This is a genomic window from Geomonas edaphica, from assembly GCF_004917075.1.
Lineage (GTDB): Bacteria > Desulfobacterota > Desulfuromonadia > Geobacterales > Geobacteraceae > Geomonas > Geomonas edaphica.
The window spans coordinates 408,853-425,523 of sequence record NZ_SSYB01000002.1; the positions used below are offsets into that span (position 1 = coordinate 408,853).

General features: G+C 58.7%; 15 protein-coding genes. All 15 read left to right on the top strand.

The features are described from left to right. The first annotated feature begins 277 nt into the window (after positions 1 to 277). A complete protein-coding gene (locus E8K79_RS08005; protein WP_135871817.1) occupies positions 278 to 922 on the top strand; it encodes a metal-dependent transcriptional regulator in 645 nt (214 codons plus the stop codon). 564 nt (positions 923 to 1,486) lie between these two features. Further along, positions 1,487 to 3,280, top strand: coding sequence for a methyl-accepting chemotaxis protein (locus E8K79_RS08010; RefSeq protein ID WP_136514279.1), 1,794 nt, complete (start codon positions 1,487 to 1,489; stop codon positions 3,278 to 3,280). A gap of 346 nt (positions 3,281 to 3,626) precedes the next feature. After that, positions 3,627 to 3,989: an STAS domain-containing protein gene (locus tag E8K79_RS08015; RefSeq protein WP_136514280.1), complete on the top strand. Its 363-nt coding sequence runs from the start codon at positions 3,627 to 3,629 to the stop codon at positions 3,987 to 3,989. Beyond that, positions 3,989 to 4,354, top strand: coding sequence for a response regulator (locus E8K79_RS08020; protein WP_135871811.1), 366 nt, complete (start codon positions 3,989 to 3,991; stop codon positions 4,352 to 4,354). Before E8K79_RS08015 ends, E8K79_RS08020 begins: the two co-directional genes overlap by 1 nt. Continuing rightward, positions 4,351 to 6,438: a chemotaxis protein CheA gene (locus E8K79_RS08025; RefSeq protein ID WP_136514281.1), complete on the top strand. Its 2,088-nt coding sequence runs from the start codon at positions 4,351 to 4,353 to the stop codon at positions 6,436 to 6,438. The genes E8K79_RS08020 and E8K79_RS08025 overlap by 4 nt, the downstream gene beginning before the upstream one ends. A gap of 25 nt (positions 6,439 to 6,463) precedes the next feature. Continuing rightward, positions 6,464 to 7,342 (top strand): CheR family methyltransferase, encoded by an 879-nt coding sequence (locus E8K79_RS08030; RefSeq protein ID WP_136514282.1) that lies wholly within the window; start codon positions 6,464 to 6,466, stop codon positions 7,340 to 7,342. Further along, positions 7,339 to 7,830, top strand: coding sequence for a chemotaxis protein CheD (locus tag E8K79_RS08035; RefSeq protein ID WP_136514283.1), 492 nt, complete (start codon positions 7,339 to 7,341; stop codon positions 7,828 to 7,830). The genes E8K79_RS08030 and E8K79_RS08035 overlap by 4 nt, the downstream gene beginning before the upstream one ends. Continuing rightward, entirely contained in the window at positions 7,831 to 8,898 is a 1,068-nt protein-coding gene (locus E8K79_RS08040) for a protein-glutamate methylesterase/protein-glutamine glutaminase (RefSeq protein ID WP_136514284.1), read from the top strand. Positions 8,899 to 9,054: 156 nt separating this feature from the next. Continuing rightward, positions 9,055 to 10,290 (top strand): EAL and HDOD domain-containing protein, encoded by a 1,236-nt coding sequence (locus E8K79_RS08045; protein ID WP_136514285.1) that lies wholly within the window; start codon positions 9,055 to 9,057, stop codon positions 10,288 to 10,290. A gap of 192 nt (positions 10,291 to 10,482) precedes the next feature. Next, positions 10,483 to 11,238: a 3-deoxy-manno-octulosonate cytidylyltransferase gene (kdsB, locus tag E8K79_RS08050; protein WP_136514286.1), complete on the top strand. Its 756-nt coding sequence runs from the start codon at positions 10,483 to 10,485 to the stop codon at positions 11,236 to 11,238. A 219-nt stretch (positions 11,239 to 11,457) separates the two neighbouring features. After that, positions 11,458 to 13,059 carry a CTP synthase gene (locus E8K79_RS08055; protein WP_136514287.1) on the top strand — a complete coding sequence of 534 codons (1,602 nt, stop codon included), beginning with the start codon at positions 11,458 to 11,460 and terminating at the stop codon, positions 13,057 to 13,059. A 344-nt stretch (positions 13,060 to 13,403) separates the two neighbouring features. Further along, positions 13,404 to 14,225 carry a 3-deoxy-8-phosphooctulonate synthase gene (gene kdsA, locus E8K79_RS08060; RefSeq protein WP_136514288.1) on the top strand — a complete coding sequence of 274 codons (822 nt, stop codon included), beginning with the start codon at positions 13,404 to 13,406 and terminating at the stop codon, positions 14,223 to 14,225. A 254-nt stretch (positions 14,226 to 14,479) separates the two neighbouring features. Next, entirely contained in the window at positions 14,480 to 15,445 is a 966-nt protein-coding gene (locus E8K79_RS08065; RefSeq protein WP_136514289.1) for a KpsF/GutQ family sugar-phosphate isomerase, read from the top strand. A 275-nt stretch (positions 15,446 to 15,720) separates the two neighbouring features. Further along, positions 15,721 to 16,005, top strand: a complete 285-nt coding sequence (locus E8K79_RS08070) for a nucleotidyltransferase domain-containing protein (RefSeq protein WP_136514290.1) — start codon at positions 15,721 to 15,723, stop codon at positions 16,003 to 16,005. Next, a complete protein-coding gene (locus E8K79_RS08075; RefSeq protein ID WP_136514291.1) occupies positions 16,002 to 16,445 on the top strand; it encodes a hypothetical protein in 444 nt (147 codons plus the stop codon). The genes E8K79_RS08070 and E8K79_RS08075 overlap by 4 nt, the downstream gene beginning before the upstream one ends. The last annotated feature ends 226 nt before the right edge of the window (positions 16,446 to 16,671 follow it).

Consider the following 16,671-nt stretch of genomic DNA (forward strand, 5'->3'; position numbering starts at 1 on the left):
CGTGACACCGGTTTTATGTATTAAGAGGTTATATGCGGTGCGGATTTTGCGGACATGAGTTCGAGGAAAGTGAAGGAAACGTCGGATGCAAGAATTGCCCGATGTCATCCGGTTGCAAGATGGTAAAATGTCCCCGCTGCAATTATGAGAATCCGCCGGAGCCGGCTCTCGTTAAGGGGCTTAAGAAAATTTTCGGAAAGAAACAATAGATCCAGCAGGCGCCGCAAGGCCCGTGGGCCGATGACGACCCTCGAGCGAGGGAGTAAAAGGAGAGGTTATGAAACTCAGTGATAAAGCGGAAGAGATACTGGAGGCGCTCTGGATCGAGTCGGAGGAGAAGGGGACCGGTTACGCCGAGCTGGACCGGATGGAGATCGAAGCGTCCGACCCGGCCTACCAGGAGCTTTCCTCCCGTGCCCTCGTCGAGATCCGCGGCGGGCGCATCTACTTCCGTCCTGAGGGGCGCGAGGAGGGACGCATGACCATCAGGCGGCATCGGCTCGCCGAGCGGCTCATGATGGACGTCCTCAACATCCGTGGTGAAAGCGGCGACATGAAAGCCTGCCAGTTCGAGCACCTTTTGAACGAGGGGGTGGACAGCAAGGTCTGCGCCATGCTGAACCACCCGGTCACCTGCCCGCACGGCAAGCCTATCCCACCGGGTGAGTGCTGCGACGAGGCGCGCAAAAGCGGCGATCTCGGGGTTGTCCCGCTGACCGAGCTCAAACCGGGCGACGAAGGTGACATCGCCTACATCCAGACCGAGGACAGCAAGAAGATGCAGAAACTCATGGCGATGGGGGTGCTTCCGGGCAACCGCATCTCGCTTTTGCAGGCCTTTCCCTCCTATATCTTCAGGGTCGGTTTCTCCGAGTTCGCCATAGACTCCGCCATGGCCCGCGAGATCTTCGTCAGGAGATAAGCTGTACCGTCCTTGCCGACACGGCCGCAAAGCAGCCCGCAACACCGAAGGCGCCCCTCACCGGGCGCCTTTTTTGCTTTTCCCCGCGCGGCTTTGCCCTCCGTCCCATTAGCACCACGCACTTTTCCCCCCCATGAGAAAAAGACTTCAAGATCTTCACAACCGTGACGATAAAGTATCAAGACCGGGCACTAGGCGTGCTGAAGGCGCACGGGCACCGGACTAAAACCGATTTAAACAGGGATGAAGGGGATGCAGGGGATGCAGGGGATAAAGGCATAAAACCTTTCTCACGTAAAGGCGCCAAGACGCAAAGAAAGAAAACCAGAGGCACAAACCCTGTAATCTTTCAACGCAAAGACGCGAAGCCGCAAAGACGCAAAGAAAAACAAGACTTGGGGTTAAACCAAATTTTTTTAGGCTTAAGGTTTTATCCCATTCATCCCCTTCATCCCTGTTAGACGTTTTGGCATTCGATTGTGTTGAGACTTTCTTTGCGACTTTGCGGCTTGAGTGAGCGCAGCAAACGGGGCGTGAGAAGGTTAAACGCTTAAAAGGAACGATATGATATCTACCGGCAAAGACATAAACGAACAACAGGCCGAGTTGAAGAGGCTCGCCGAAGCGTGGTCTGCAGCCCTAGAGAAAGCCGTGTCGGAATTAGCCGTCATTTCCGGGACGACGGAGGACGAATTCCTCGCCATCGGCGGCAGGCTGCAGGACTTCTACCAACGCGGCGTCGGTATCTCGGAGCTCGCCTCTTCGATGGTCGGAGAGGTGGCGGGTGAACACGTCACCGCTGCCATGGGTGGCCTGGACGACATGCTCGACCAGATGGGGCGCTACGTGGACCGGGCCCAGGGTGAGATAGAGGAGAGCGCACAAACGCTGCGCGAGATCCTGAGCCTCCTCTCCCAGGTAAGCGACCCGCTCTCCGGGTTCAAGAAGGTGAACAAGGTGCTGCGCATGCTAGGCATCTCGACCAAGATCGAGAGCGCGCGGCTGGGGCAGAGTGCCGCCGGTTTCGACACCCTGGCAAGCGACGTAGGCGAACTGTCGGTCCAGGTGAACGACAAGGCCGCCTTCATCATCAAGAGAAAGGACGACCTCGCCCGGGCCATCGCGCAGACCCTCTCCGGCGTACTCGAAGCGGGTGCGAAGCAACACGACAAGGTCCTCGATGTGCTGGAACGGACCAGGACGGGGGTGCAGGCCCTGACCGAAATCAACTCCCGCTGTTCCAGCTCCGCCGCGACCATCTCCGCGGTATCCGACGAGGTTTCCCGCTCCATAGGCGATGTCGTCATGTCGATGCAGGCACACGATATCGTGCGCCAGCAAATTGAGCACGTAGAGGAGTCCCTTGCTGAGCTGAAGCAGGGGCTCTCGGACGGTACGGCGGGCGCGGATGCCGCCGCCATCATCTGCGAGCTGCAGGTGGCCCAACTGAGACACGCATCGGAGGAACTGGACGCCGCGGTACGCACCATCATCGAAAGTCTTCGGGAGGTGGCGCGCAAACAGTCCGGGCTTTCCACCCAGACAAGCGGTCTTGCCGGGATCGCGGACCAGGCCGGAGGCGGCTTCTTCACCGACATGGAGCGGGACATCTCGGTGGCGAGCGACGCTCTCATGGAAAGCTCGCGGGTGAACCAGGGGCTCTGCGCCGCCATGGCGACCGTGGCAGAGACGGTGGGGGAGATCGCAACCTTTGTCGGCGACATCGAAAAGATCGGCGAGGAAATCAAGCTGATCGCCCTCAACGCCCAGATAAAATCGGCCTATACCGGCGACGAGGGGGCCGCGCTCGGCGTCCTTGCCGAGGCGATCCAGCGTCTGTCCATAGACGCCATTACCCACACCGGCGCGGTTTCCGACACACTGCAGGGGATCATCTCGGTGACCGACCGGTTGAGCGCAGGGGTGAACGCTGAGGCCTCCAACCTCGAGAGCGAGGTGCAGGTGATGGTGGACAAGCTCTCGACCCTGGTACAGTCCCTCAGGCGGGTCAACGATACCCTGAAACATTCGCTCGGCAGCATGGACGACGGCGTCTCGCACCTTTCCACCGAAATCGAGCAGGCGATCGCCGGGATCACGGTGCATCAGAAGGTGGCCAGGGTTCTGGAAGTCTCCATCAGGGCGCTCTCCGCCATCGCGGCCGATGCCCGCATCATCGCGCCCGCCGGCTCGACCGGGAACTTGGACCAGTTGGCCCAGCGCTACACCATGCAGAGCGAACGCAGGATTCATGAATCGATGAGCGGCTCGACTTCCGAAAGACGGCCGCCTACCCAGTCGGCCTCCTCGCCCGCTTCTGCGGATGACGACATGGGCGACAACGTGGAGCTGTTTTAACGCGAAGGTTCTTCAGGAAATTTAAGGGAAGCATGCGTGCGTTCAGTCTCGAAGCAGTGAGCATGGCATCACGTTCCCCCCTTTGCGAAGGGGGGGCAGGGGGGATTTAGCCTTGCCATTACACGCAAGCACCAGCTGAGGAGTTTATTGCGTACACTGCGGGATCGGACGCGAGATGCCTGCACTTGAGCGCGATGCCGGGCACAGAGGCAAATCCCCCCCGTCCCCCCTTCGCAAAGGTGGGAGCCCGAGGTCGCCTGCGGCGGGAATTCCCGGAAGAACCTTCGCCGTGGGGAGTGTGTGTATTTCGAATCGGTGGAACCTTTCTAAACAAGGCGAGGAAGAAATGGAAGAGTTGATGTTGGAGTGCAGGCAAGACCCAGCGCATCCCGGAACCCGGGTCCTGAAGGTTGCAGGAGAGGTCTCCATAGGCGTAGCAGGAGACTTCAAGGAGGCGCTCATCGAGGCGCTCTCGGGTGGAAACGAGGTGCAGGTGGACGTCTCCGCACTCACCGGAATAGATCTGACCGGCCTGCAGCTTCTTTGTGCGGCTCACCACAGCGCGGGAACGGCTGGCAAGGAATTCCATATCGTGGACGGCGGCAACCCGACCTTCCGCGACATGGCGACCTCGGCAGGATTCCGCAGGCATACAGGTTGCGCCTACGATCGAGCGTGCAGCTGTATCTGGGTAGGAGGAGATAACTAATGGCAAAAGTAATCATGACCGCGGACGATTCCGCGAGCGTCAGGCAGATGGTGACCTTCACCCTGAAGCAGGGGGGGTATGAGGTGGTCGAGGCGGTCGACGGCAAGGACGCGCTGCAAAAGCTCGCCAGCACCAAGGTCGACATGCTGATCACCGACCTCAACATGCCCAACCTGGACGGCATCGGGCTGATCAAGGGGGCGAGGGCCCTGGCAAGCTGTAAGTTCATCCCGATCGTCATGCTCACCACCGAGTCTCAGGATTCGAAGAAGCAAGAGGGTAAGGCGGCGGGTGCTACCGGCTGGATCGTCAAGCCGTTCAAACCCGAACAGCTCATGGCGGTAGTCAAAAAGGTGCTGGGATGATCGACCAACACCGGCAGGCATTCAAGGAGGAGGCGTACGAGCTCCTGGCTGAGCTGGAAAGCTCTCTTCTCGAGCTCGAGGAGCGACCCGACGACCAGGACCTGATCGGCAGGGTGTTCCGCGCCATGCACACCATCAAGGGGTCCGGCTCGATGTTCGGCTTCGACGACATCGCGAGCTTCACCCACGAGGTGGAGACCATCTTCGACATGGTGCGTAACGGCAAGCTCCAGGTCACCGGACGTCTGGTGAACCTCACCCTTGCTGCTCGCGACCAGATCCGGTCCATGCTGGATGCCGCGGACAGCGGTGAGGCGGCCGATCTGCAGGCAAGCGCCGAGATCATCGTTGGGCTGCGCGAGCTCGCCGGGTTCCAGGGGCAGGTTGCCGCCGAGGCACATAAGGAGGAGGTTCACGAGGCGCAAAAAGACCCGGTGACCTACCGGATCCGCTTCGCCCCGGCGCGCGAGATCTTCGTCTCCGGCACCAACCCGCTCACCTTGATCGCGGAGTTGAGGGAATTAGGTGCCTGCACCGTGGTGGCGCAGACGGCGGGCTTTCCCTGCCTGGAGGAGATGAACCCGGAATCCTGCTACGTCTACTGGGACGTCATCCTCACCACGGACCAGGGGGAGAACGCCATCCGCGACGTTTTCATCTTCGTCGAGGACGACTGCGAGCTGAAGATCGAGCCGATCGCCGAGCACAACCGCTACGAGGAGCAACAGGATTACAAGAGGCTGGGCGAGATCCTCGTCGAGCGCGGCGACATCACGAGCGACGACATGAGGGTCGTCCTATCACAGCAAAAGCGTTTCGGCGAACTGGCCATCTCGCAAGGGATTTTGCACGAAGGGAAGGTTCAGGCGGCCCTGGCGGAGCAGCAGCACATAAAAGAAGTCCGCCAGGAGAAGCAGGTCGCCGAGGCCTCCTCGAGCATCCGTGTCCCCGCGGAGCGGCTAGATTTGCTGGTCAACCTAGTGGGCGAGATGGTGACGGTGCAGGCGCGTCTGTCGCAGACCGCGGCCCAGCGCGACGACGCCGAGCTGATGGCGATCGCGGAAGAGGTGGAGCGGCTGACTGCGGAACTTAGGGACAGCGCCCTCAACATCCGGATGCTCCCCATCGGCAGCACTTTCAGCAAGTTCAAGCGCCTCGTGCGCGATCTCTCCGCCGAGCTCGGCAAGCAGATCGAGATGACCACGGAAGGGGCAGAGACCGAGCTCGACAAGACGGTCATCGAGAAGCTGAACGACCCGCTCGTGCATCTGATCAGAAACAGCATCGACCACGGCATCGAGCGTCCCGAGGCACGTGTCGCGGCGGGCAAGCCCGAGCGCGGTACGGTGCATCTTTCCGCCGTTCACTCCGGCGACAGCGTTCTCATCACCATCGCCGACGACGGCGCCGGGCTCGACAAGGAGGCCATCCGTACCAAGGGGATCGAGCGCGGCATCATCACTGCCGGGGCCGAGCTTTCCGACAAGGAACTTTTCAACCTCATCTTCGCCCCCGGCTTCTCCACCGCCAAGACGATCTCCTCGGTCTCCGGGCGTGGCGTCGGCATGGACGTGGTGAAACGGGCTATCGAGGCGTTGCGCGGTTCCATTGACATCACCAGCGTGCGCGGCGAGGGGACCCGCATCATGGTGAAGATCCCCCTTACCCTGGCGATCATCGAGAGCCTCTTGGTAAAGATCGGCAACGACTCCTTCATGATGCCCCTTGCCCTCGTCGACGAGTGCGTCGAGCTCACCCGGGAGGATGTGGCCGCAGCCCACGGCAGGAACCTGGCCCACGTACGCGACCAACTCGTCCCCTACATCCCGCTCAGGGAGCATTTCGCGATTCCCGGCGACCCCCCGGAGATCGAGCAGATCGTCATCACCCAGGTGAGCGGGGTACGGGTTGGTTTCGTAGTGGATCACGTGATCGGGGAACACCAGACCGTGATCAAATCGCTCGGGCGGGCCTACAAGGACACCGAGGGGATCTCGGGCGCCACCATCCTGGGCGACGGCACCGTGGCGCTCATCCTCGACATCCCACAGCTCGTGCAGGCGGCAGAGGCGGCGCAGGCGTGAAAGCGGGCAGGAGGTAGCGGTAAAAATGTACGCAGCGGAGGCCCTCAAGATGGAGGAACCAGGTCGAATCGAGCCGAGTGCGTCGCTTTCTGCGCGTGACTTCGGCAGGCTGAGCCGGTTTATCTACGACACCTGCGGCATCAAGATGCCCGACGTGAAGAAGACGATGCTGGAAGCGCGCCTGCAGAAGAGACTTAGAAGTCTCGGCATGCACAGCTTCACCGATTACTGCGATTTTCTCTTCTCTCAAGAGGGGCTCGACAGGGAGTTGGTTCCCATGCTGGACATGGTGACCACGAACAAGACCGATTTTTTCCGAGAGCCCGACCATTTCCATTACCTGACCCAGACCGTGCTTCCCGAATGGGTGAAGCGCCACCCGAGCGGGACCCTCGCCATCTGGAGCGCCGGCTGCTCGTCCGGCGAGGAGCCGTACACCCTCGCCATGGTGCTCTCGGAGTTCGCGGCGAGAAACCCCGGCTTCGATTTCAAGATCCTCGCCACCGATATCTCTACCCGGGTGCTCGATAAGGCGAAGACCGCCATCTACAACGAGTCCCAGGTCGAGCCCGTGGCGATCGAGCTCAAGAAGAAGTACCTTTTGCGCAGCAAGGACCGCGCAAGCGGCATGGTGCGCATCGTGCCTGAGTTGCGCGCCAAGGTGAACTTCCGCCGTCTGAACTTCATGGACGACGATTTCGGTATGCGCGAGCCGCTCGACATCATCTTCTGTCGCAACGTGATCATCTACTTTGACCGGCCGACCCAGGAGAGGCTGTTGCAGCGTTTTCACCGCAACATGAAGCCCGGCAGCTACATCTTCATGGGGCATTCCGAGACACTGAGCGGCCTGGACGTACCCCTTGTCAGCGTGTACCCGACGGTGTACCGGAAGCCACGATGAGCACGGAGGGGGCAGGGGGTCTCTTCCTGAAACCGGGACAGATAGTGGTAAGCTCACAACCGCTATTGGTGACCACCCTGCTGGGCTCGTGTGTTGCGGTTACCATGTTCTGCGCACGTTTAAAAACGGGGGGGATCTGCCACGCTCAGCTACCCACGTACCGTGAAAGGGAAGAGGAGGGACAGACTCATCCCGGCAGGTTCATGGACAGCGCCCTGACCGAGATGCTGGCGCGGTTGTTGGAACGGGGGGCGCTCGCCGGCGAACTCGAGGTAAAAATCTTCGGCGGCTCCGACATGTTCCAGGGGCGCGGCCGGGGACGGGCCGTCGGGAGGCAGAACGCCGAGATGGCGCTCACGATGCTCGCACGGGAGTCGATCAAGGTGGTGAACCAGGACCTTTTCGGCGAACGTGGGAGGAAGATCATCTTCCACACCCATACCGGCGCCGTGTTTCTCAAAAGGCTGAACCGATCGGGGGTATGCTAGATGCCCAAGAAAATAAAAGTGCTCATCGTTGACGATTCGGCCGTAGTGCGCCAGACGCTTGCCGACATCCTCTCCTCGGACCCGCAGATCGAGGTGATGTCGACCGCGGGTGACCCGTTCATCGCTGCGGACCGGATCAGGCAGGAGGTCCCCGACGTCATCACCCTCGACGTCGAGATGCCGCGCATGGACGGCATCACCTTCCTACACAAGATCATGAGCCAGCATCCCATCCCGGTGGTGATGTGCTCGAGTCTCACCGAGAAGGGGTCGGAGACCGCGCTGAAGGCGCTCGAGTACGGCGCGGTGGAGATCATCCAGAAACCGCGTCTAGGGACCAAGGCGTTTCTCGAGGAGTCGCGGGTGAGGATCTGCGACGTCGTCAAGGCCGCGAGCCAGGCGAGGCTCAGGCGCGTCCCGGTGGTAAGTCATCAAGTGGCCCCGAAACTCACCGCCGACGTCATCATGGAGAAGCCGAAAAGCCAGGCGATGATGCAGACCACCGAGAAAGTGGTGGTGGTCGGCGCGTCCACCGGTGGAACCGAGGCGCTGCGCGTCTTTCTTGAGTCACTTCCCGCGGACTGCCCCGGTATCGTGATCGTGCAGCACATGCCCGAGGGATTCACGCGCGCCTTTTCCCAGCGGCTGGACGGGTTGTGCCGGATCACGGTGAAAGAAGCCGAGAACAACGACACCGTGGTGCGCGGCCGGGCACTGATCGCCCCGGGGAACCATCATCTTCTTTTGAAGCGCAGTGGCGCGCGCTATTTTGTCGAGATAAAGGACGGCCCGCTCGTCTCTAGGCACCGTCCGTCGGTCGACGTGCTGTTTCGTTCCGCCGCGCGGTATGCCGGCAAGAACGCGGTAGGGATCATCATGACCGGCATGGGAGATGACGGGGCGCATGGCATGCTGGAGATGAAGCAGTCAGGTGCCTTGAACATAGCGCAGGACGAGGCGAGCTGCATCGTCTTTGGGATGCCCAACGAGGCGATCAAGCTGGGGGGCGTCGACTACATACGTCCCCTGGACTCCATCAGCCGAGAGATGCTGAGGCTGTGTCAGTAAGGCCGTTCTAAGTTCTAGGTTCTAAGTTCTACGTTGCAACCTTGGAACTGTAGAGCCGAGAGCCGCTTCACCTGCTTCACCTGAGGCAGGATGCTTTTCAGTCCTTAACTTAGAACGTAGAACATAGAACGTAGAACCGGTTTTCGGGGTGTTGACATGGTTGACGAAAAGTTCTTTCTCGGGCGCCAGCCGATACTGGACCGGACGCAGCAGATTGTGGGATTCGAACTGCTCTTCCGCTCTCCGGAGAGCCTCTACGCGGCCAACGTCTCCGACCTGCAGATGGCTAGCGCCAGCGTCATCGTAAACTCCCTCTCCGAGTTCGGCTTCCAGGAGGTGCTCGGGCGCCACAAGGGCTTTTTCAACGTAACCCGCGAAGTGCTTATGAGCGACGCGCTGGAACTTCTACCGAAGGACCGCGTGGTCATCGAACTTTTAGAGACCATCGTTGCTGACGCAGAAGTTTTCGAACGCTGCCGCACCCTCAAATCACTCGGTTTCACCCTTGCACTCGACGACCACGTCTACTCGGAGAGCTTTCACGACATCTACCGCCTCATAGACATCGTCAAGGTGGACGTCCTCGAGACCCCTGATACCTCGCTCGCTGAGATGGTCGGCAAGTTCCGGAACTGGCCTCTTACCCTGCTCGCCGAGAAGGTGGAGAACGCAGACCACTACAAGTTCTGCTCACAGCTCGGCTTCGACCTGTTCCAGGGGTACTACTTCGCGCGCCCGGTGGTCTTAAGACAGAACAAGATCGACATCGGCAAGATCACCATGATGCAACTCATGAAGCAGGTGATGGCCGACGCCGAATGGTCCGAGATCGAGGAGACCTTCAAGCAGAACCCGGGGCTCACCTACAACCTTTTGCGCCTGGTCAACTCGGTCGCCATGGGGCTACGCGTGCGCATCAAGACGCTGCGCCACGCCCTGACCGTCCTCGGCCTCGAACAGCTGAAGCGCTGGATCACCCTCGCCCTTTACGCAAACAACGACAGTAACGGCGTGCAGAGTCCGCTGCTCGAGATGGCGGCGACCCGCGGCAAGCTCATGGAACTCCTCATGCTGGCCTCGCACGGCCGCGCCGCAGGCGAATTTGCCGATCAGGCCTTCATGGTCGGGATTCTCTCACTCATAGACGTACTCTTCGAAGATTCCATGGCTGAGCTCATCGGGAAGCTAAACCTCGTGGACAGCGTGAAGAGTGCGCTGCTTCATAAAGACGGCGATCTGGGTGCGCTGCTTGTGCTTGCCGAGCTTCTAGAACAGGCCGATTTCCCTGCAGTCAACGAGCAGTTGGAGATCTGTGAGCTCTCCCTTGATCAGCTTCTTACCGCACAGTTGGAGACCTTCTCGTGGGCCGATAAGCTTAGTACTTCCCTCTGATTCACTCCTTGACACGAACCTTTCTTTTGATGTAACTTGTTTCGTCCCGCCAGACAAAGGGACGGAGCCGGCAGTTCAGGCTGCGCTCCACCGGCTACAAGCAGCAAGCCAGCCATTACAAATCACCACAACACAACCGCAACCAGGACTTGAGGCCCGGCCACGCCGGTTCGGTCCGTATTGAGACGCCAAATGAAAATAACCGCGGTAATTCCCGCCAGGTATGCTTCTACGCGTTTTGAGGGTAAGGCATTGGCGGACATCATGGGGCGGCCCATGGTGCAGCATGTATATGAACGCGCCTCCAAGGCGAGGCTCGTTTCCGAAGTGATCGTCGCGACCGACGACGAGCGTATCGCCTCCGCGGTGCGGGGCTTCGGCGGCAGAGTGGAGATGACCTCGGCGGAGCACGAGACCGGGACGGACCGCTTGGCCGAAGTGGCGGGAAGGCTGGACGCAGACATCATCGTGAACGTGCAGGGGGACGAACCCCTCATCGATCCGGCTATGATCGACCAGGCTATCGAGCCGATGCTCGAGGATACTACAATCCCGATGGCGACCCTTAAGTGCCGCATCAGGACCCTGCACGATTTCCTTTCTCCCAACGTGGTGAAGGTGGTTTCCGATCCGAAGGGGAACGTGCTCTACTTCTCGCGTTCGCCGCTCCCTTTCTTTCGGGATAAGTGGAACGATCTCAAGGACGACGCATTCTGCTGCGGCAAGCTTCTGTGCTACAAGCACGTAGGTCTCTACGTCTACCGCAGGGAGTTTCTCCCGGTGTTCGCCGCACTTCCGCCGAGCTATCTGGAGATGGCCGAGAAACTCGAGCAGTTGCGCGTATTGGAAAACGGTTATCGCATCAAGGTCGTCGAGACCGAGTTCGAGTCGATAGGTGTGGACACCCCCGCCGATCTCGAGAAGGTGCTGGCCAAGCTTAAAGGCTAACGGAAGCAGCAAAGTTCCACTTTCCACGAAGCGTTGCACAAGTCCTCGCGTTCCCCCCTTTGCGAAGGGGGGACAGGGGGGATTTGCTTGTCAACGCCGAACGTTTTTTGTATCTAGTTCGCGTTTCAGGTTCCGTCACGCAGCTACCGCTTTTTAACCGGTATCACGCTGAACGTTGAACGCTGAACGTTGAACGGTTTCCATTCGGAGGTTTTTTCAGTGAAGACAAAATTTATCTTTGTAACCGGCGGCGTTGTCTCCTCCATAGGTAAGGGACTCGCCGCCGCTTCTTTGGGCGCTCTGCTCGAGGCGAGGGGCCTTCGGGTCACCATCCAGAAGCTCGATCCGTACATCAACGTCGACCCCGGTACCATGTCGCCGTTCCAGCACGGCGAGGTTTTCGTGACCGACGACGGCGCCGAGACCGACCTCGACCTTGGTCACTACGAGCGCTACACCTCCAGCAAGCTCTCCAAGAAGAGCAACTTCACCACGGGGCAGGTCTACTTCTCGGTCATCGAGAAGGAGCGCCGCGGCGACTACCTGGGGGGCACCGTACAGGTCATCCCGCACATCACCGACCAGATCAAGGCCAACATCCTTGAAAACGCGAAAGGTAGCGACATCGCCATCGTCGAGATCGGCGGCACCGTGGGCGACATCGAATCGCTGCCGTTTCTTGAAGCGATCCGCCAGCTGAAAAGCGACCGCGGCCCCGGTAACGTCCTTTACCTGCACGTGACCCTGGTCCCCTACATCAGGACCGCCGGCGAGCTGAAGACCAAGCCGACCCAGCACTCGGTCAAGGAGCTGCGCGAGATCGGCATCCAGCCGGACATCCTCTTGTGCCGCTGCGAGCAGGAACTTCCCCAGGACATGAAGGCGAAGATCGCTCTCTTCTGCAACGTCGAGGAGAAGGCGGTCATCACCTCGCGCGACGCCGAGCACATCTACGCTGTACCGCTCGCGCTGAACCTCGAGGGGCTGGACGACCAGGTCGTCGAGAAGCTCAACATCTGGACCAAAGCGCCGGACCTGTCGCACTGGCAGCAGGTGGTTTCCAAACTCACCAACCCCGCCTGCGGCGAGGTCAGCATCGCCGTGGTCGGCAAGTACGTCGATCTCAAGGAATCCTACAAGTCGCTCTCCGAGGCGCTCACCCACGGCGGCATTGCCAACGACTGCCGCGTCAACCTGGTCTACCTCGACTCAGAGAAGATCGAGGAAGAGGGGGCCGACAAGTTCCTCTCCGGCGTGGATGGCATCCTCGTTCCGGGCGGCTTCGGCGAGCGCGGCACCGAAGGGAAGATCAAGGCGATCGAGTACGCCCGCGTCAACAAGGTTCCCTTCTTCGGCATCTGCCTCGGCATGCAGATGGCCGCCGTCGAGTTTGGGCGTAACGTCTGTGGGCTTCCCGAAGCGTTCTCCAGCGAGTTCAAGCCGGCATGCAAGAGCCCGGTGATCCACCTCATGGAGGAGCAAAAAGGGGTCGACAAGAAGGGTGGCACCATGCGTCTTGGCGCGTACCCCTGCTCTCTCGTCAAGGGGACCTTCGCGCAGAAGGCCTACGGCGCCACCGAGATCTCCGAGCGGCACCGTCATCGTTACGAGTTCAACAACACCTTCCGGGCCGCCCTTGAGGAGAAGGGGATGATCATCTCCGGCATCTACAAGGAAGGGAACCTGGTGGAGATCATTGAGCTCCCCGACCATCCGTGGTTCCTGGGCTGCCAATTTCACCCGGAATTCAAGTCTAAGCCGCTCAACCCGCACCCGCTCTTCAAGGCCTTCGTCGGCGCCACCAGGGCACGCAAAGGGTAAAACAGAAACTAAAACAAAACCGATTCAAACAGGGATGAAGGGGATGCAGGGGATAAAAGCATAAAAGCTTTTTCTCACGCAAAGACGCAAAGACGCAAAGAAAATCAAGACTTAGGGGTAACCCAAAATCTTTTCGTCTTAAGGTTTTATCCCTTTCATCCCCTTCATCCCTGTTAATTGATTTTGTCTATCTGTTTAAGGTTTTCTTTGTGACTTTGCGTCTTTGCGTGACAGAGATTTTTAGCGTCTTCGTTTCGTTTTTATCCCGTTTATCCCCTTCATCCCTGTTAAAATGGTTTGGTCTTTGAGTGACAACGTTTTCAGGCTTGAGTATAGGAGAAGTTATGACCCGTGAGATCGCTGTAGGTGACATCAAGATTGGTGGCAACAGGCCGCTCGTGCTGGTAGCCGGGCCGTGCGTTATTGAGAACGAAGCCGCTACACTGCGCCACGCCGAACGCCTCATGAGTATCTGCAACGGCGTAGGCATCCCGCTCATCTTCAAAGCCTCCTACGATAAGGCAAACCGCACCTCGGTCACCGCCTTCCGCGGCCCTGGTATGACCGAAGGCCTCAGGATTCTCGCCAAGGTGAAGGAATCGCTCGGCGTTCCGGTGCTCTCCGATATCCATTCCATAGAACAGGTCGAGCCCGCCGCCGACGTCCTCGACGTTTTGCAGATCCCTGCCTTTCTCTGCCGTCAGACCGACCTTTTGGTCGCCGCGGCCAAGACCGGCAAGGTGATCAACGTAAAAAAAGGGCAATTCCTTGCGCCGTGGGACATGAAAAACGTCGTAGGCAAGCTCCGCTCCTGCGAGAACGACAACATCATCCTCACCGAGCGCGGCGCTTCCTTCGGCTACAACAACCTCGTCGTCGACATGCGCAGCTTCCCGATCATGCGTTCCACCGGCTTCCCGGTTATTTTCGACGCCACCCACAGCGTCCAGCTTCCGGGAGGCGAGGGGACTTCGTCCGGTGGTCAGCGCGAGTACGTGGAGTTCCTCTCCCGCGCCGCGGTAGCCGCTGGTGTGGACGGCGTTTTCATGGAAGTACATGAGGAGCCCGAGCAGGCCCTTTGCGACGGACCGAACTCCGTGCGTCTAGACGACCTTCCGGTGCTTCTGAAGAAACTGAAGGCGATCGACGCCATCGTGAAACAGTAAAACCGACAAACGAAACCTATTCAAACAGGGATGAAGGGGATACAGGGGATAAAGGCTTAAAACCTTTTCTCGCGCAAAGGCGCAAAGGCAAGCAAGGCAAACAAAAGGTTTTTGGCGTAACCCCAAAGTCTTTGTGTTTGGTTTTATCCCTTTTATCCCCTTCATCCCTGTTGAATATGCTTTCAAGGTTTTCTTTGCGACTTTGCGTCTTTGCGTGACACCGATTTTTTGTTTCAGCTTTTAAGGAGTCCATTTTGATATTAGAAGAAGCGAAGAGAGTTATCCGCGTCGAGGCAGAGGCGCTTTTGAACCTCGAGTCCTCCATTGACCAGGCCTTCGAGAAGGCCGTGCAGATGATACTCAACACACAGGGGCGCGTCGTCGTCACCGGTATGGGCAAGTCCGGTCTCATCGGGCAAAAGATCGCCTCCACCATGGCCTCAACCGGCACCCCCGCTTTCTTCCTGCATCCCGCGGAAGGTATCCACGGCGACCTCGGCATGATCATGAAGGGAGACGTGGTGATCGCCATCTCCAACTCCGGTGAAACCGACGAGGTGGTGCGCATCCTCCCGATCATCAAGCGCCTCGGTGCGTCGCTCATCGCCATGGCCGGCAACCCCAACTCCACCCTCGCCAAAAGCGGTGACATCTTCCTCGACATTTCCGTGAAGGAAGAAGCCTGCCCGCTGGGGCTTGCTCCCACCGCATCCACCACCGTTACCCTCGCCATGGGTGACGCCATCGCCGTAGCGCTGCTGGTGAGCCGCGGTTTCCGGGCCGAAGACTTCGCCATGTTCCATCCCGGCGGAGCGCTCGGGCGCAGGCTTCTGCTGAAAGTAGAAGACATCATGCATTCCGGCGAAGGGCTTCCGCTCGTCGCCGCAGACACGCTTATGCGTGAGGCACTCTTCACCATAACCTCCAAGGGACTGGGGATCACCGGTGTAACCTCTGCCGATGGCGCGCTGATCGGAGTCATCACCGACGGGGATCTGCGTCGTGCCCTTAGCAAAGGGCTGGACATCATCAACCTGCCCGCGTCCGACCTGATGAAGGCAGGGCCCAAGCGAATCCGCCGCGACGAACTGGCCGCCCGTGCGTTGCAGCAGATGGAGCAGTACTCCATCACCTCCCTCTTCGTCTTTGCCGACGACGAAGATGCGAAGCCCGTGGGCATCGTGCACCTGCACGATCTTCTCAAAGCCGGGATAGCATAAAACCGATTCAAACAGGGATGAAGGGGATAAACGGGATAAAAACTTAAAGCCTTCAAGCTGTACTCACGCAAAGCCGCAAAGGCGCGAAGACAAGCAGAACAAACAAAGATTTAGGTTCCAACCCCAAAAAGCCTCTCAATGTTTCAGATTTACTTTGCGACTTTGCGTCTTTGCGTGAGCAGGTTTTGAAGGTTTAACCCGATTTTTTGTTTTTGGGTTTTATCCCGTTCATCCCCTTCATCCCTGTTAAAATGTTTTTGTTTTGAGGTTGTTGCATGAGATTAAAGCCGGACGAAGTCCATGCGATCAAGACGACCATCCGCAACCTCGACCAGGATGCGGACGTTTTTCTTTTCGGCTCGAGGGTCGACGATTCCAAAAGGGGTGGCGACATCGACCTGCTCGTGTTTTCCGCCAAGCTATCCGGCGGCGATGCCAAAAGAGCGATAAAGAAGGAGCTCTACAAGCTCATCGGAGAGCAAAAGATAGACATAGTTCTAGCTGTCGATGCCACCGACCCCTTCGTCCAACTCGCACTGAAGACCGGAGTGAAGCTGTGACCGAACAACTCTTCCTCATACTGCAAAAGGAGCTGAAACTGCTGCAGGACGCCGCTGACGTGCTTCAGTACTCTTTCGACAAATGCGGCAGGATCGGGCTAAAGCAGTCATATCACCCCGAGGAATTGGAAAGCTTCGAATCCTTCACCGGGAGGTTCGCGAGGCTGAGCGATATTCTGGTTCAAAAGGTATTCCGCCTGATAGATGAGATCGATCTGGACGCGCAGGGAACGGTAAGGGATCGGATAAACCGGGCCGAAAAGAAGGGACTGATCGGCAGCAGTGACACCTTCGTAGAGATACGTATGGTGAGAAATGACATCGCGCACCAGTATTTGTCCGAGGCGATACACGAGACCTTCGCCAAGGTGTTGGAGCTGACCCCGGCGCTTCTCGACAGCGTAGAGCGGGTGAAGGTTCACAGCCGGAAATACCAGTAAACCGATTCAAACAGGGATGAAGGGGATAAAGGGGATAAGGCTTAAGACCTTTTTGTCACGCAAAGCCGCAAAGGCGCAAAGACAAGCAGAACAAACAAAAGATTTTGGCTTAACCCCAAAAACTCCTCGATTTTAAGATTTACTTTGCGTCTTTGCGTGAGCAGGTTTGAAGGTTTAACCCGATTTTTTGTTTTGGTTTATCCCTTTTATCCCCTTCATCCCTGTT

Bases quoted from the DNA above. Each gene is read 5' to 3' on its own strand.
- E8K79_RS08005 (WP_135871817.1), top strand. From the start codon at position 278: ATGAAACTCAGTGATAAAGCGGAAGAGATACTGGAGGCGCTCTGGATC.
- E8K79_RS08010 (WP_136514279.1), top strand. From the start codon at position 1,487: ATGATATCTACCGGCAAAGACATAAACGAACAACAGGCCGAGTTGAAG.
- E8K79_RS08015 (WP_136514280.1), top strand. From the start codon at position 3,627: ATGGAAGAGTTGATGTTGGAGTGCAGGCAAGACCCAGCGCATCCCGGA.
- E8K79_RS08020 (WP_135871811.1), top strand. From the start codon at position 3,989: ATGGCAAAAGTAATCATGACCGCGGACGATTCCGCGAGCGTCAGGCAG.
- E8K79_RS08025 (WP_136514281.1), top strand. From the start codon at position 4,351: ATGATCGACCAACACCGGCAGGCATTCAAGGAGGAGGCGTACGAGCTC.
- E8K79_RS08030 (WP_136514282.1), top strand. From the start codon at position 6,464: ATGTACGCAGCGGAGGCCCTCAAGATGGAGGAACCAGGTCGAATCGAG.
- E8K79_RS08035 (WP_136514283.1), top strand. From the start codon at position 7,339: ATGAGCACGGAGGGGGCAGGGGGTCTCTTCCTGAAACCGGGACAGATA.
- E8K79_RS08040 (WP_136514284.1), top strand. From the start codon at position 7,831: ATGCCCAAGAAAATAAAAGTGCTCATCGTTGACGATTCGGCCGTAGTG.
- E8K79_RS08045 (WP_136514285.1), top strand. From the start codon at position 9,055: ATGGTTGACGAAAAGTTCTTTCTCGGGCGCCAGCCGATACTGGACCGG.
- kdsB (WP_136514286.1), top strand. From the start codon at position 10,483: ATGAAAATAACCGCGGTAATTCCCGCCAGGTATGCTTCTACGCGTTTT.
- kdsA (WP_136514288.1), top strand. From the start codon at position 13,404: ATGACCCGTGAGATCGCTGTAGGTGACATCAAGATTGGTGGCAACAGG.
- E8K79_RS08070 (WP_136514290.1), top strand. From the start codon at position 15,721: ATGAGATTAAAGCCGGACGAAGTCCATGCGATCAAGACGACCATCCGC.